The 15,362-nt window shown below is 49.7% G+C and carries 11 protein-coding genes; 6 read left to right on the top strand and 5 right to left on the bottom strand.

All coding sequences use genetic code 11. From position 1 onward, the window contains the following. Positions 1–12: 12 nt before the first annotated feature. Complete coding sequence (gene adk, locus HMPREF9439_RS10445) at positions 13–666, top strand: adenylate kinase (RefSeq protein ID WP_008864831.1); 654 nt, start codon at positions 13–15, stop codon at positions 664–666. A gap of 72 nt (positions 667–738) precedes the next feature. Continuing rightward, positions 739–1,758, top strand: a complete 1,020-nt coding sequence (gene galE / locus HMPREF9439_RS10450) for a UDP-glucose 4-epimerase GalE (RefSeq protein ID WP_008811679.1) — start codon at positions 739–741, stop codon at positions 1,756–1,758. Positions 1,759–1,877: 119 nt separating this feature from the next. Here galE and alaS read toward each other — a convergent pair whose 3' ends face one another. Next, on the bottom strand, positions 1,878–4,505 hold the full coding sequence (alaS, locus tag HMPREF9439_RS10455) for an alanine--tRNA ligase (RefSeq protein ID WP_008811678.1): 2,628 nt from the start codon (positions 4,503–4,505) through the stop codon (positions 1,878–1,880). A 192-nt stretch (positions 4,506–4,697) separates the two neighbouring features. Continuing rightward, a complete protein-coding gene (gene hemN / locus HMPREF9439_RS10460) occupies positions 4,698–6,098 on the bottom strand; it encodes an oxygen-independent coproporphyrinogen III oxidase (protein WP_008864832.1) in 1,401 nt (466 codons plus the stop codon). A gap of 126 nt (positions 6,099–6,224) precedes the next feature. Between hemN and HMPREF9439_RS10465 the strand changes: the two genes are divergently transcribed. The 4 genes from HMPREF9439_RS10465 (at position 6,225) to HMPREF9439_RS10480 (ending at position 10,304) form a co-directional block, all read left to right on the top strand. Further along, on the top strand, positions 6,225–6,983 hold the full coding sequence (locus HMPREF9439_RS10465; RefSeq protein WP_008811676.1) for a cyclic nucleotide-binding domain-containing protein: 759 nt from the start codon (positions 6,225–6,227) through the stop codon (positions 6,981–6,983). Between the two features lie 282 nt (positions 6,984–7,265). Further along, entirely contained in the window at positions 7,266–8,249 is a 984-nt protein-coding gene (locus HMPREF9439_RS10470; RefSeq protein ID WP_008864833.1) for a Bug family tripartite tricarboxylate transporter substrate binding protein, read from the top strand. A 64-nt stretch (positions 8,250–8,313) separates the two neighbouring features. Continuing rightward, positions 8,314–8,784: a tripartite tricarboxylate transporter TctB family protein gene (locus HMPREF9439_RS10475; RefSeq protein ID WP_008811674.1), complete on the top strand. Its 471-nt coding sequence runs from the start codon at positions 8,314–8,316 to the stop codon at positions 8,782–8,784. A gap of 11 nt (positions 8,785–8,795) precedes the next feature. Next, entirely contained in the window at positions 8,796–10,304 is a 1,509-nt protein-coding gene (locus HMPREF9439_RS10480) for a tripartite tricarboxylate transporter permease (RefSeq protein WP_008811673.1), read from the top strand. A gap of 563 nt (positions 10,305–10,867) precedes the next feature. On the opposite strand, the gene nrfD is transcribed toward HMPREF9439_RS10480, so the two are convergent. The 3 genes from nrfD to HMPREF9439_RS10495 are packed head-to-tail and all read right to left on the bottom strand — an operon-like array spanning position 10,868 to position 14,907. Beyond that, positions 10,868–11,755, bottom strand: a complete 888-nt coding sequence (gene nrfD, locus HMPREF9439_RS10485; protein WP_008811672.1) for an NrfD/PsrC family molybdoenzyme membrane anchor subunit — start codon at positions 11,753–11,755, stop codon at positions 10,868–10,870. Then, positions 11,752–12,330: a 4Fe-4S dicluster domain-containing protein gene (locus HMPREF9439_RS10490; protein WP_008811671.1), complete on the bottom strand. Its 579-nt coding sequence runs from the start codon at positions 12,328–12,330 to the stop codon at positions 11,752–11,754. The genes nrfD and HMPREF9439_RS10490 overlap by 4 nt, the downstream gene beginning before the upstream one ends. A 3-nt stretch (positions 12,331–12,333) precedes the next feature. Beyond that, positions 12,334–14,907 carry a molybdopterin-containing oxidoreductase family protein gene (locus HMPREF9439_RS10495; protein ID WP_021867821.1) on the bottom strand — a complete coding sequence of 858 codons (2,574 nt, stop codon included), beginning with the start codon at positions 14,905–14,907 and terminating at the stop codon, positions 12,334–12,336. Positions 14,908–15,362 lie beyond the last annotated feature (455 nt).

Below are 15,362 nucleotides of genomic sequence, written 5' to 3' on the forward strand. Positions count from 1 at the left end.
AAGGAGCCATTCATGCGCTTAATTCTTCTCGGAGCTCCCGGTGCCGGTAAAGGTACGCAAGCAGCCCGTATTTGTGAACATTACGGGATCCCTCAGATTTCTACGGGTGACATGCTCAGAGCTGCAGTGAAGGCCGGGACTCCCCTCGGTTTAGCTGCCAAGAAGATTATGGATGCAGGTGAACTGGTCAGCGATGACATCATCATCGGCCTGGTCAAAGAAAGATTGGAAAAACCGGACTGCAAGAACGGTTTCCTCTTTGACGGCTTCCCTCGCACAATTCCTCAAGCCGAAGCTTTGGTTAAAGCCGGTATTCCCATCGATGACGTTGTTGAAATCGCCGTTCCCGACGAGGTCATTCTTGAACGTATGAGCGGCCGCAGAGTGCACGTTGCTTCGGGCCGTACTTACCATGTTAAATTCAATCCTCCTAAGGTTGAAGGTGTTGACGACGTGACCGGCGAACCTCTGATTCAGCGTCCGGACGACAAGGAAGAGACCGTTAAGAAGCGTCTTGAGGTCTATCACACTCAGACTGAAGCACTGGTCGGTTTCTACCAGAGCCTGGTTGCTAAGGGCGACAGCAAGACAAAATACATCAAGATCGACGGCGTCGGCGACGTCAATGAAGTCAGCCGCCGTATTTTCGATGCGCTTGATAGATAATTTTTAGCTCTATTTAATGATTATTTGGCATCCGCCTTCGGGCGGAGCGCCAATTTTTGTTTCTTGCGGACGATGAAAAAACACATTCTTGTTACCGGCGGCACCGGCTACATCGGCTCCCACATGGTTGTGCGCCTGATCGAAGCCGGCATGGAGCCGATCATTTTCGATAACTTCAGCAATTCCAAGCCTGCCGTCGTAGACCGCATTGAGATGATCACCGGAAAACGTCCGACACTGGTACGCGGTGACATCCGTGACGAAAAGGCTTTAGAGAAGCTGTTCGCGGATTTCCCGATCGATGCCGTCATTAACTTTGCCGGCCGTAAGGCCGTCGGCGAGTCAGAAACCGATCCTTTGCTTTACTTTTCTTATAACGTCGAAGGAACTATTGTTCTGCTTCGCGTCATGAAGAAGTTCGGTGTTAAAGAGTTTGTTTTTTCCTCTTCCGCCACCGTTTACGGCGATCCTGGCTACGATGAATTTGATGAGAACACTCCGCTTGCTCCGATCAACAACTACGGTCTGAGCAAATGGATGATTGAAGAAGTTCTTCGCAAGACTTTCAAAGCCGAGCCTGATTGGTCAATCGCCATCCTTCGTTATTTCAATCCGGTCGGCGCACACGAATCCGGCTTAATCGGTGAAGATCCGAACGGCATTCCGAACAATCTGATGCCTTTCATTTCCCAAGTTGCCGTCGGCAGACGCGCTTCTTTGAAAGTTTTCGGAAATGACTACCCGACTCGCGACGGCACCGGCGCCCGCGACTATATCCACGTACAGGATCTTGTTGAAGGACATTTAGACGCTCTGAGAGTTTTAGACGGCAAACCGCAGCTGCTGACTGTTAACCTCGGCACCGGCGGCAACACAACTGTGCTCGAGCTCGTTAAAGCGTTTGAGAAAGCCAGCGGAAAACATATTCCTTACGAGATCTGCCCTCGTCGTGCCGGCGACAAGGCTGCCTATTGGACCAACCCCGAGCTTGCCAAGAAGCTTCTCGGCTGGACGGCTAAGCGCGGCATCGAGAAGATGTGTGAAGATACCTGGCGCTGGCAGCAGATGAATCCGGAAGGGTATCCGGACTAATCCGGTTAAGACTTGATGAGGCTCGCATTTGCGGGCCTTTTCTTTTCACTCCTAAAAAGAAACCTCCGGACTTTCATCCGGAGGTTTCGCAACGGTTTAGTTCCGTTCAGAAAAGCTGATTAGGCAAGCTTTTCTGTGATGAACGTTCTGGTCTTACCGAGCAGAGCGTTCATGTCGGCAGGCGCTGCGCCGCCGCCCTGAGCAAAGTCAGGACGTCCGCCGCCTTTACCGCCGAGCTGCTCGGCAACAAACTTCATCACATCGCCGGCTTTGATCTTGCCGACGAGATCTTTCGTCACACCGACCGCAGCACTGGCTTTACCGTCTTCAGACTTGATCAGAACGATCACGCCGCTCTTGAGCTGATCTTTAAGACCGTCAACGGAATTGCGAAGTTCCTTGGTTTCGATGCCTTTCATCTCGGTTACAAGAACCGCGACGCCATTGACATCCTGAGCCTGAGAAGCCATGTGAGCGGCGCCGGCCTGGGCAAACTTGACCTTCAAAGCGTTCAAGTCTTTTTCCGTGCGTTTCAGATGTTCGACGGTGTCCACAACCTTGGAGACAACTTCGAGAGCCGGAGCTTTGAGTTCTTCAGCCACTTCTCGGATGATCTCTTCCTGGTTCTGAGCGTAGTGAAGAGCGGCCATACCCGTCACGGCCTCAACACGACGCACGCCGGCGGAAATACCGGATTCGGAAATGATTTTGAACATACCGATGTCACCGGTTCTCTGGACGTGTGTACCGCCGCAGAGTTCGCAGCTGGAGCCGATGTTCAGAACGCGAACGTTTTCACCGTATTTTTCTCCGAAGAGCATGACCGCGTTGGTCTTCTTAGCTTCGTCGATCGGCATGACTCTGGTCTGAGTCGGTGCATTACGGAGAATTTCTTTGTTCACGATGTCTTCGACTTCGTTGATCTGTTCACGAGTCATCGGAGAGGTGTGGACAAAGTCGAAGCGGGTTCTGTCGCCGTTAACCATGGAGCCGCGCTGCTGAACATGAGCACCGAGCACTTCTCTCAGTGCTTTGTGCATCAAGTGCGTCACGGAGTGGTTGCGGGCAGTTGCTTCGCGGTTTTCTTCGTCGACCTGAGCGCTGAAGAGGTCGCCCACCTTGACTTCGCCTTCGGCGACATAGCACATATGACCGAAGACATTCGCCTTGATCTTGAATGTATCGTCAACCTTAAGGATCGTTGTCTTGTTCTTGAACGTACCTTTGTCGCCCATCTGACCGCCGCTTTCGGCATAGAACGGAGTGCGGTCAAAAACGACAACGACTTCGTCGCCGGCTTCGGCGTCTTTCACGGGTTCGCCGTCTTTATAGATGGCTTCGACGCGGCAGGCCTGAACCGTCAGCGTGTCGTAACCTAAGAATTCAGTCGGTTTGCCTTCGTATTCGAGGCCCTGAGCCATCTTGAATTTGCCCTTGGCGCGAGCCTGTTCACGCTGCTTTTCCATCAAGGCATCAAAGCCTTCAAAGTCAACGGAAACATTCTTTTCGCGGCAGACGTCGGCAGTCAGGTCAACCGGGAAGCCGTAGGTGTCATGCAGTTTGAATGCAACGTCACCGCCCAGGATCTTGGTTCCGGAAGCCAGAGCTTCATTAAGGATATCCAAGCCTTTGGACAGGGTCTGAGAAAAGCGAACTTCTTCCTGACGCAAAACTTCCTGAATATGCGGATTACGAATTTCAGGGTACTGATCGCCCATTTCTTTGGCAACGGCTTTAACCAAGTTGCTGAAGAAAAGCTTGCGGGCGCCGAGCTTAAAGCCGTGACGCATACCGCGGCGAGCAATACGACGCAGAACGTAGCTGCGGCCTTCATTGCCCGGAACAACACCGTCGGCAATGATGAACGTGCAGGCACGAATGTGGTCGGCAATGACCTTAACGGAAGGACTGTTCGGATCAACGTCCTCTGCGCCGGCAGCCTTAACTTCATCAATGACGGCCTTCATGAGGTTCTGGAACAGGTCGATTTCGTAGTTCGAATGAACACCCTGAAGAACGGCGGAAATACGTTCCAAGCCCATGCCGGTATCCACGCTGGGACGGGGCAGCTTGTGCATCACGCCTTTTTCATCACGGTTGAACTGCATGAACACGAGATTCCAAATTTCCATGTAGCGGTCGCCGTCTTCGTCAGGGCTTCCGGGAGGGCCTCCGGCAACGGAGGGACCATGGTCATAGAAAATTTCAGAGCAAGGACCGCAGGGGCCAGTGTCGCCCATCATCCAGAAGTTGTCGGAAGCGAAACGAGCGCCCTTGTTGTCGCCGATACGAACGATTCTATCGGCAGGGATACCGACTTCCTTATTCCAGATGTTGTAAGCCTCGTCGTCCTCGGCGTACACGGTCACCCAGAGTTTTTCAGGAGGGAGTTTGAAGTGTTCGGTAAGTAGCTCCCAGGCATTCTTGATGGCATCACGCTTGAAGTAATCTCCGAAGCTGAAGTTGCCAAGCATTTCAAAGAATGTGTGATGGCGAGCGGTATAGCCTACGTTTTCCAAGTCATTGTGCTTGCCGCCGGCACGAACACATTTCTGACTGGTCGTCGCACGTGTGTAGGGACGCTTGTCAAAGCCAAGGTAAACATCCTTGAACTGGTTCATACCTGCGTTGGTAAACAGCAATGTGGGGTCGTCACCGGGGACTACCGGGCTGGAAGCGACGATAGTGTGTCCTTTAGACTCCATGAACTTCAGAAACGTAGATCGTATTTCTGATGCAGTGAACATTTATATTTTCTCAAAGTAAGCTGTCGAAACAGCAATGTGTAACCGCGGTATTTTAGCAGATGGCTCTCTGCATCCGCCTTTTTAGACCGCGGATTTCCACGGTAAAACAAGAAAGCCTGAGCACCTTTTTATCAGTGTCCAGGCTCGCTTTTTGTCTTCAATTTCTAAAAGAAACTGTGTCGTAATTCGACATTAAACGATACGGGAGTAACGGCGAACTCTTTCGTCCTCACGCAGATAACGGTCGAAGTTCATCGCTACGGCTCTCACCAGCAGTTTGCCCTTCGGAGTGACTTCGATAAAGTCAGGCTCCAGACGAACCAGACCTTCGGCCTCGAAGTGCTTGAGATTGTTCAGTTCAAAGTCAAAGTATTCATTGAAGTTAACGCCGAATTTCTTCTCGATGTCGGCCTTAACGACTTTGAACTGGCACATCAGTTCCATGATGACTTTGGCACGCAGGCGGTCGTCGTCATTTAAGAGATAACCGCGGTTGGTGGCCAAGTTGCCGCTGCGGATCGCTGCATAGTAGCTTTCCAGATCACGCGGGTTGGCGGCATAACAGCCGTTGACCTTACTGATGGAAGAAACGCCGAGCGCAACCATGTCGCATTCCGGCTTAGTGGAATAGCCCTGGAAGTTTCTCTGCAGGGTACCGTTTTCCTGAGCCTTGGCAAGTTCGTCGGTAACCTTGGCGAAGTGATCCATACCGATGAAGTGATAGCCGTTGGCGCTCAAACGTTTGATAGCGTCCATCATGATGCCGACTTTTTCCGGTGTGCTCGGAAGGTCTTCGGCATTGATACGCCTCTGCGGTTTGAAGTGCTCGGGCAGATGAGCAAAGTGATAGAGCGCGATACGATCCGGAGAAAGTTCGATCACTTTGTCCAGAGTCATTTCAAAGGTCTTGCGGGACTGGAACGGAAGACCGTAGATCAAGTCCATGTTGATGGACTTAAAGCCGTTGGCACGAGCGGCGTCAAGGACGGCTTTGGTCATTTCGAAAGGCTGAACACGGTTGACTGCAATCTGAACTCGGTTATCGAAGTCCTGAACGCCGATACTCATACGGTTGAAACCGGCTTTGGCCAAAACTTCAACCTTGTCGACAGGGGTCGAACGAGGATCGACTTCAATGGAAATTTCTGCATCCGGCGCCAGCGTGAAGTGAGAACGAATAATGTCCATCACCTGGAAAATTTCTTCATTGTTCAGGAAAGTCGGAGAGCCGCCGCCGAAATGAAGCTGAACGACTTCTTTGTTGCCGCCGATCTGAGCCGAAACCAGTTCGCACTCCTTGCTCAAAACTTCCAGATATTCTTTGGAGCGACAATGGTCTTTGGTCACTTCCTTATTGCAGCCGCAGAAGAAACAGACATTCGCGCAGAAAGGAATATGGACGTACAAAGATAAATCAGCCGTATTGTCGCCGGTACCGCGGGCATTAAGCACTTTTTTAAAGTCCTCGGCGCCGAATTCTTTGGTAAATCTATCCGCGGTGGGATAAGAGGTATATCTTGGGCCCGGAACATCGAATCTCTGGAGCAGTTCAAGATCCGGGAACTCAACGTTCAGTTTTCCTTGTGTTTCCATCAGGGTTCCTTTTAAAAAATTTTTGATTTTTCTAGGTTCTGTTATTATTTTTGCAACAGGCGAAATTATCTCAAATCATCAAAGGCCGCAAAGCTTTTTTGCCTCTTATAACAGTATTTAGAGAAAATGGCTTCTAATTTCACGCAATCTTTATCGGCAAATCGCGCCGGCTGTGCCGGCTGCTATCTCAGGCACTTCTGCCTGTCTGCCGATCTGAATGACGCAGAAACAGAAATTTTTTCCTCTCATATCGTCTCCCAAAGAAGAGTTCCTAAAGGCGAAATACTGTTCAGAGCCGGCGACCCCCTTGATACGCTTTTCATCACCAGGCTCGGTTCATTTAAAAGCTCCGTTCTAAACGAGAACGGCAGCGAACAAGTCACCGACTTCCACATGACCGGAGAAGTGCTCGGCGCAGAAGCGATCCCCACCGGATACCATATCTGCACCGTCACGGCCCTTGAGGACAGTGAAATCTGTTCTTTGCGCTATCGTGAACTCGAAGCTTTTTGCGACCGAGATCTAAAAATCGCGCGCCAATTTCGTCTTCTGCTCGGAAGAAAAATCGTCGCTGCGCATCAAAACCTGCTCATTCTCGGCTGCACCAACTCAACCCAGCTGCTTGCTTCCTTCCTGCTGAATCTTGCGAGAAAGTTCGAAGCCCGAGGATTCTCAAAAAGCGAATTCGTCCTGAGAATGACTCGAGGAGAACTCGGCAGTTTCTTAGGTCTCAAACTCGAAACCGTCAGCAGAACGCTCACCCATTTCGATGAACTGAACCTGATTGAAATTAATCAAAGACACGTTCGCATCATCAACTTGGAAGGACTGAAAGCCGTCGCGAAGGAATCGGGGCGCGCCAAGAGAAAAACATCTCAGGAATGATGCTAAGACTCCGTGCTTAACGCTTCATGAAACTTGAATCTTGAAGACCAGGAAAAACGAGTAAGCTGCTTTCATCGCTCCTCTTTGAATTTATTTTGCACAATGCCGTCCAAGCATGACTTAATTTTCTCGTTTATTTAGAAATAATCGAGAAATTATGCTCCATTACCCTGATGAAAATGAGAATTCGTGGTCAACTTTCTGTTTTTGCCCCGATTTTTTCATAGAATGCTAGAAAGGTAGTTAACTCTACCCGATAACCACAAATGAGAAAGGTAAAAAATGACAATCAAATTTACTAGACGTTCCGTCTGTGCCCTTGGAGCTGCAGCATTAGGCTGCGCAGCATTCCCTCCTTTCGCTGCTGAAGATCCTATTCGTATTATTGTTCCTTATCCTCCCGGAGGCCCTTTGGACGTCACAGCCCGTGCCGTCGCTGAAGAAGCTCGTCATGACCTGGGCAACATCATTGTTGAAAACAAACCCGGCGCCGGCGGCAACATCGGCGTGGACTACGTTGCAAAACAAGCTCCGGACGGCAAGACCATCGTCATGGGCGCTCTGGCAACACATGCCGTAAACCCCAACCTTTTCAGCAAACTGCCGTATGACCCCATCAAGGACTTCACTCCGATTACGCTGATTGCTCAGACACCGAACGTTCTGGTCATTACACCGGAATTCTCTCAAAAGACAGGCATCAAGAGCGTTAAAGATTTAATCGAGTATGCCAAGAAGAACCCGGACGCTATTAATTATGCTTCCGGCGGCAACGGTTCTGCTGGCCATATGTCCGGCGAACTCTTAAAGAACGCAACCGGCATCAAGATCGTTCACATTCCGTTTAAGGGCGCCGCAGCTGCTCAGATGAGCGTCTTGAGCGGCGACACTCAGATGATCTTTGACAACCTGGCTTCTGCCAGCGCCAACATCAAAGCCGGCAAATTGATTCCTCTTGCCGTGACGACAACGTTCCGTGCACCTTCTCTGCCGAACGTTCCGACGATGGCCGAAGCCGGTGTCCCCGGATTCGATATTTCCACTTGGTACGCCTTCTTCGGACCGGCCAAGATGGATCCGAAAGTTGTTGAAAAACTCAACCAGGCTTTTGTCAAAGCCATTAAGTCCAAACCCATGGCTGAACGCTTCGACAAGATGGGCGCCGTTGAAAAAGCCGGTACACCTGCTCAGCTGAACGACTTTGTAAAAGCCGAGCTCGTCAAATACAAAGAAATTGTGAAGACCAGCGGAGCGAAAGTAGACTAATACTTTGCTCAGTTTGTACAACCTAGAAGGCCGGCCTCCGGCCTTCCTTAATTTCGTTTTACCTATGATCAAGGATCAAAGAGATTTTTGGGCCGGTTTGATGTTCATGGCCTTCGGAGGTTTTTTCTGCCTCTACTCTGTTTACAACTACAACATCGGGACGGCCTTCCGCATGGGTCCGGGCTATTTCCCGATGCTGCTCGGCGGTTTTCTCTTTTTCCTTGGTTTTTTGATCACTGCGAAATCCGTTCTTTTTAAAAGCTCTGAGGAAGACGGCGGCAAGTTCGGAAAGTTTGACTGGTACAACTTTTTTGTGATTCTAGGATCCGTTACGATTTTTGCCGTACTGCTCAGACCGGCAGGTCTCATCCCTGCGACTGCCGTGATGGTTTTCTTATCTTCTTTCGGCAACCGTCCTTTCCGCTGGATTCGGACCTTTTTGCTCTGCGTCTTTTTAAGCGTTGCCGTTTGGCTGATCTTTGTCCTCGGCCTGGATCTAACCGTGCCCATCTGGCCGGCTTTTCTCACGAATTAAGGGGCTGAATTATGGATTTACTAAATAATTTAGCCGTCGGTTTTGCCACTGCTTTATCACTGCAGAACCTGCTCTACTGTTTCTTAGGTGTCACGCTCGGCACCTTGATCGGCGTTCTTCCGGGACTCGGGCCGGTGGCAACGCTCGCCATGCTCCTGCCGATCACTTACACGCTCGATCCGACTTCAGCATTGATTATGCTTGCCGGTATTTATTACGGCTCTCAGTACGGCGGATCCACAACCGCGATTTTGGTTAACCTTCCGGGCGAGTCGGCTTCGGTGGTCACATGCTTAGACGGATACCAGATGGCGCGTCACGGCAAAGCCGGCACCGCACTCGGCATTGCGGCTATCGGCTCTTTTATTGCAGGCTGCTTTGCAACGATCTTGGTCGCTGCTTTCGCACCTCCTCTGATTGAACTTGCCTTTAAATTCGGTCCGGCCGAATATTTCAGCCTGATGGTTCTGGGTCTTGTCGGCGCCGTTGTGCTTGCCAACGGTTCTGTACTGAAGGCCTTTGCCATGATCATCTTAGGCCTGCTTCTCGGCATCATCGGAGCAGACGTCAATTCCGGAACTTTCCGTTTTGATTTCGGCATTGCCGAACTTCAGGACGGCATCGATTTCGTCGCCATTTCTATGGGCCTGTTCGGATTCACTGAAATTATCGTGAATTTGTCCAAAGGCGAAACGCGCGATTCCATTACAGAAAAGGTCGGCTCCATTTGGCCGAGCCGAAAAGAATTATGCAAAGCCGCGCCTGCCATCACGCGCGGCACTTTGCTGGGTTCCTTCCTCGGCATTCTTCCCGGCGGCGGAGCTCTGCTCGCTTCCTTTGCTTCTTATACGCTTGAGAAGAAAGTCGGCGGCAAAAACGCCAATCCTCCGTTTGGTAAAGGCAACATTGCCGGTGTTGCCGGTCCGGAATCTGCCAACAACGCAGGCGCCCAGACGAGCTTCATTCCGATGCTCACGCTCGGCATTCCCTGCAACGCTACGATGGCTTTGATGATCGGCGCGCTGATGATTCACAACATCACGCCGGGACCTCAGGTCATGAGCTCTAATCCGACACTTTTCTGGGGCTTAGTTGTCTCAATGTGGATCGGCAACCTGATGCTTGTGATTTTGAATCTGCCTTTAATCGGCGTTTGGGTTCAGTTGCTGCGCGTTCCTTACGGCTTGCTCTATCCGATGATTCTGACTTTCTGCTGTATCGGCGTGTATTCCATTAATAACAATCCGTTTGATGTCTACATCACGATAATCTGCGGTGCACTTGGCTACCTATTTGCAAAACTGAAATGTGAACCAGCACCATTGATCCTGGGCTTCATTCTCGGACCAATGATGGAAGAAAACCTCAGAAGAGCAATGCTTCTTTCTCGCGGTGACCCATCGACCTTCTTTACGCGTCCCATCTCTCTCGTCCTATTGATGATGGCCATCTTCCTGCTGCTGCTCATCCTCTTACCGAGTATTAAGAAAGGCCGCGAGGTAGCGTTCAAGGAAGACTAAACATTGCGCTCGGACTAGGATTTTGTTAATCTGAAACCCTTGTCTAGAGTGGAAAATTTGTCGCCTGTCGCCGGGTGTCCATGATTGGATACGACAGCATCGTGAGGGTTCTTCGATTTTTCGGAGAGGGTGTCCACGGACAAGGAGTTCCCGCTTCTCGATTGAAAATCGGGGCGGGAATTTTATTTTCTGTAGTTCCAATAGCAATCACATTTCTCTCAGAATCATAAGACTTAAACATGTCTTCTGTTCCGGCTCGGGAAGCTTGTGATGGTTAAAATCCAATGTTTTGGATACCTTTTCAGAAAGCCTCTTTCTCTCACAGATCTTCTCCAAACAACCGACACAGGGACATCTAATCGATTTTGGAAGGAGAACGATTTCAGGCCGTTTCTTCGGACATGTATTCGGGCTCTCTAATTCTTCTAGAACTCATTTGCGAAGAGAACAGCCAAGCCAGTAAGGCGAAGGGCTGCCCGAAGACAGCCCTTCGAAGATGCCGCTTGGCATCAAGGAGCAACTAAGTAATTACCGCCTCCAGACCTGAGAGGCGGCGCCAAGTCTTAGAACATGATCGGATCGTAGTATCCGGAGAAGAGGATGGAAGCTCTCAGCAGGAGCGCACCGATGATGCCGAGGATCGCACTGCAGGCCAAAATCTTATGGCTGCGTGTCAGCAGATTCAGGAGCAGAGGCACGACAGAACCGAGAATAATCACGCCGACCCAGAACATCACGGCATGAGGACCGCTGATCAGAGCTTCTGCACCGGCTCTGGCACCGGCAAGCGCGGAACCCAAAGCAACGTGGACAAAGGCAAAAATGGTGAACAGTTCTGCAACTTCAACCCAGAAGGAAGTTCTTCTGCTCCAGCGAACGGTATCCGGATCGATCCATTTCATGATCATGAAAAGTTCAATACAGCCGATGGAACTGGCCATGCCGGACATGATCCAAAGCAGCGGAATCAAAGCGGTATTCCACAGAGAGATGCCGACGGCCTGAGTCAAGAGGAAGCCGGAATAAATCGTGCAGCAAACGCCCAGCGCAGCAAAAATTCCGTTGAACCAATTGGACTTAGTCATGTTCTGCCAGTATTCACTCTTGAAAATGATCTTGGCGCAGATCATGGAATAGAACACGGAACCGATGCACAGCAGCGAAAGCAGACAAATGCCGATGAACATCCAAGACTGGAAATTAAAGGAAAAGTCCGCTAAAGCGCTGAAAACGGCAAACGGAAGATTAAGCATCCTAGCCAAGTGGCTGACCACTAAGAGCGTTCCGAGAATGCCTGAAACCGTCAGAAGATAAACAAAGTTCTTCTGTCTGATCCAGTAGTTCAGAAAAAATCCCATACCGGCGAGACCGACGAGCCAAAGGAAAATGGCAATCGTCCACCCCCAATGAGCGGCTTGGAGCTGAGGAGTAAAAGAAGTTAATTCGATCATTTGGACACCACCACAAAGAAGTTAGGTTTCGTGCCTTTGTTCGGCATGAGAAGCTCGGTTCTGCTGGAAGCAATCTTTTTAGAGATTTCAGACTGTGGATCCAAAATATCTCCGAAGAGACGGGCTTCCGCGGGGCACGCCTGAACACAAGCCGGCTGCTTGCCTTCGTTAATCATCTCCATGCAGCCCGGACTGATACATTTCATCGGCAGGCCCGTGATCGGATGACTCCAGCGAGCGTCGTACGGGCAGCTGGCAATACAGTAGTTGCAGCCGACGCACTTATCCGGATCATTTCTGACAAGACCGTTTTCATCGTAATAGTTCGCGCCAAAGGGACAAGTCTTAACGCAAGGTGCGTTTTCGCACTGCTGGCACTGAACCAGCAGATTGACCGGACGACGTTCTTCAGAACGGAAAATACGAATATTGGATGCGGGCCAGTTTCTCCCCGGAATGCTCTGGTTGTGCATTTCAGGGAAATTGGTCTGAGAACAGGCCAAAATGCAGGCACCGCAGCTGATGCATTGTGTGGCATCAAAAAGATGCGCTAATTGTTTTTTCTTTTGAACCATGATTTAGCCTCTTACCTTCTTAATGCGCACGGAACTGTTATTCGCAACATTGCCGAAGACCGGCTGCGCATAACCTGTCGCATACCAATGAGAGTTAATACCTTCTTTCACAAATTGGTATTCGGGGTCGTTTACAAGGTGCTTAGTTCTGTTGCCTCCGGAGAAACCGAAGGCAAAAACTGCACCCGGTACAACCTTATTGGTGACGGTAATTCTTGCTTGGCCGACATAGTTAGTATCGATACCTTCAATTTCGGCCATATCCCCGTTTTTAATACCCAGTCTCTGTGCATCAACCGGATTCATCCAAACGGTTCTGTCGCCCAAATAGCGAGTGGGCTGCGTAAACATATTCAGGCCGGAACAGGTGACGCAGTTCTTTCCGGAAGCCAGGATGAACTCATTGCTGTTCTGCTTCGGTGCGGTGAACGCTGGCGAAGGAATGTAACCGGAAATCGGAGCAATGGCCTTTTCGTAGGCTTCGTTCTTGAAGCTCTGGAAGGCATAGATTTCAACCTTGCCGCTCGGTGTTCCAAAAGGTTTGTGATACGGGTACTGGTTGTATTTCTTTGTCTTGATCGTTGACCAGCCCTGTGTTTCGATATCCTTCTTGATCTTGGCAGCCCAGCCCGGTTTCTGGCTTTCGCACTGTGCCAGGAACTTATTAAAACCTTTGTTCGTAAAGGCATCAAAGTATTTATTGAACTCCTCGGCCGTCTTGCATTCCTTGTATCCGACGCGCGCTGCTTTTTCCGGGAAAGCTCTTCTCAGAATTTCCAAAAGGATCCACACGTCGTGACGAGCTTCACAACCTTTCGGCGGCGTAAGGCCCGGGTCGGAAAGATAAATGGAGCCGTCAAGCGCCCACTTAACACCAGCCATCTCTTTTCTTTCCATGAAATATGTGGCAGGGAGCACGTAGTCAGCATAGTCAACCAGTTCCTGCGGAAGAACATCCTGAACGACACAAAGCTCAAGCTTCTTAAGCTGTTCTGCAAGTTCTTGAGAATTGGCCTCACGATGGAACATCGTAGTTCCCACGAAGAAAACACCTTTGATCGGATAAGGTTTGCCGGTAACGGCAGCCTGGAGCGCAACCTTAAAAGTTGCGGATGCTTCCGGATAAACGATCTTGTCGATGCGCTTTTCTTTAGCCATCTGCCAAGTTTCGCCGTTGGGACCTTTGCCTGCAGAAACACTGGGGATCTTGAGGCCGGCCCCGACTGTTACAACCAAACCCCCAGGAATATCTATATTGCCGTTCATCGCGTTGGCAATGCAGATCAATTGATACAGCTGAACGTCGGTTCCGTTCTTAGAGGTGTACCAGCCGTCATCGATCACACCTTTTAGGTTCGTGAAGTCCTTAGCGATACGGAGCAGGATGCCAGGCTCAACGCCGGTGATTTCAAATACTTTCTCCGGTGTGTAAGGAGCCGCTGTCTCTTTGACGACTTCAAAAGCGGTTTTAACGGGAATCGTGATCCCGTCGACAAGTTTGACCGGAGCGACGTCTTCAAGGATAGCCTTGAAAGAAGGATCTTCGTCAAAAACCATCTCTCCGGTTTCATTTTTCTTCAGTCCTCGGAAGGAAATTTCTCCGGCAGCATTGGCAACGGCGTATTTTGTTTTATCCCCGCCTGCGACGAAATCAGCTTGAGTCAAGGGATGACCGTTTTCTCTGACAAGATAAGCGCCGTTGGTATGCTTCTGAATGAAATCAAAATCGGCTGTACCGTCCTGAATCATGCGGTTAATCAGACCCATCACGAAAGCAGCGTCCGTCGAGGGACGAATACCAACCCAGTCCACATCACCGTAAGAGATGTCCGGCATTCTCGGGTCGATGGAAACCACACGGGCCCCGTTTGCACGAGCAACATTCAAAGTATGGAGCGCTCCCATAGCAGCTCCCATAGAACGGCCGATAAGAAGCAAATAACGCAAGTTGGCGTAATCGGGCTCCATTTTGCCGGCACCGTCAAAGCCTTTTCCGAAGACCCACTGGCGACCGCTGATACCACCCGCATTGCAGGAAGAAGCATGGCCAATACTATTCGGAGAGCCCAGCGGTAGCGTAATCCACTTGCTGAAGCCCGAGAAAGTATGGGAAGTTGAAGCAATGCTGCTTTCTCCATATTTTTCAACGATCGTTTTAAGCTGACCGGCGATGCCGTCCAACGCTTCATCCCATGTAATTTCTTTGAATTTTCCTTCGCCCTTTTCCCCGACACGTTTCAGAGGTTTTTTCAAACGAAGCGGGTGATTCCAAACCCACATAGTTGCAGCGGATCGGCCGCAGTAGCCCTGTTGAGGATGTCCTGGATTTGGGAAAATACGAACAGTTTTTTCGGAAACGGGCTCACCTTCTTTACGCATCTCAATCAGACCGCAGAACGCACCGCACATCGTGCAGGCAACGGGACGTTTTGTCCAACCTTCCTGTTCGAGTTTTTTAATTTGTTCGGCAAACGCCAAGTTCGGAAGACATGGAGAAGCGGCAGCGGCTGCAGCCAAAGCTCCTCCTTTCATAAGTGTCCGTCGAGAGACGGACAGATTTACGATTTTGTCAGACATCTTAATTTCTTGTCCTTAGGTTATTGGGGATTGTTAAGAGTTGTAATCTCTTTAACTGCCCTCGATCGTAATCCCTAAGAAAGATTAATCCTATAAGACAAATGTCTTAGATTCTCAGACCTCCTCTGTAGACTCTATCTTCTTGAATTTCCGAAATTATTTACGTGCAAATTTTCATCTTTTTATAAATAACCCAAATGCGATTAAGAGTTCGGTTTTTAGTTAGTTAAAAACATATTTTTGCCTAATTCTTTTATTAAATTAAGAAAATATATAAAAATGTAAACTAAGTTATGAGAATTAAAGATGAAGAATCAAGTCTTTTTATATGGAAAGTTAACTGAGGGTAATTTTCTCTCGATTTTGATTTTTTCCATACTTGAAACTTCTTTATTGACTAATGCTCGTTATCCCTAATACTTCGCGAATTTGTATTTTTTCACGTCCTGAACTTT

The organism is Parasutterella excrementihominis YIT 11859, assembly GCF_000205025.1.
Taxonomy (GTDB): domain Bacteria; phylum Pseudomonadota; class Gammaproteobacteria; order Burkholderiales; family Burkholderiaceae_F; genus Parasutterella; species Parasutterella excrementihominis.

Excerpts from the sequence above, each read along its gene's own strand:
- galE (WP_008811679.1), top strand. The coding sequence starts at position 739 with ATGAAAAAACACATTCTTGTTACCGGCGGCACCGGCTACATCGGCTCC.
- HMPREF9439_RS10480 (WP_008811673.1), top strand. The coding sequence starts at position 8,796 with ATGGATTTACTAAATAATTTAGCCGTCGGTTTTGCCACTGCTTTATCA.
- HMPREF9439_RS10470 (WP_008864833.1), top strand. The coding sequence starts at position 7,266 with ATGACAATCAAATTTACTAGACGTTCCGTCTGTGCCCTTGGAGCTGCA.
- hemN (WP_008864832.1), bottom strand. The coding sequence starts at position 6,098 with ATGGAAACACAAGGAAAACTGAACGTTGAGTTCCCGGATCTTGAACTG.
- HMPREF9439_RS10475 (WP_008811674.1), top strand. The coding sequence starts at position 8,314 with ATGATCAAGGATCAAAGAGATTTTTGGGCCGGTTTGATGTTCATGGCC.
- adk (WP_008864831.1), top strand. The coding sequence starts at position 13 with ATGCGCTTAATTCTTCTCGGAGCTCCCGGTGCCGGTAAAGGTACGCAA.
- nrfD (WP_008811672.1), bottom strand. The coding sequence starts at position 11,755 with ATGATCGAATTAACTTCTTTTACTCCTCAGCTCCAAGCCGCTCATTGG.
- alaS (WP_008811678.1), bottom strand. The coding sequence starts at position 4,505 with ATGTTCACTGCATCAGAAATACGATCTACGTTTCTGAAGTTCATGGAG.
- HMPREF9439_RS10490 (WP_008811671.1), bottom strand. The coding sequence starts at position 12,330 with ATGGTTCAAAAGAAAAAACAATTAGCGCATCTTTTTGATGCCACACAA.
- HMPREF9439_RS10465 (WP_008811676.1), top strand. The coding sequence starts at position 6,225 with ATGGCTTCTAATTTCACGCAATCTTTATCGGCAAATCGCGCCGGCTGT.
- HMPREF9439_RS10495 (WP_021867821.1), bottom strand. The coding sequence starts at position 14,907 with ATGTCTGACAAAATCGTAAATCTGTCCGTCTCTCGACGGACACTTATG.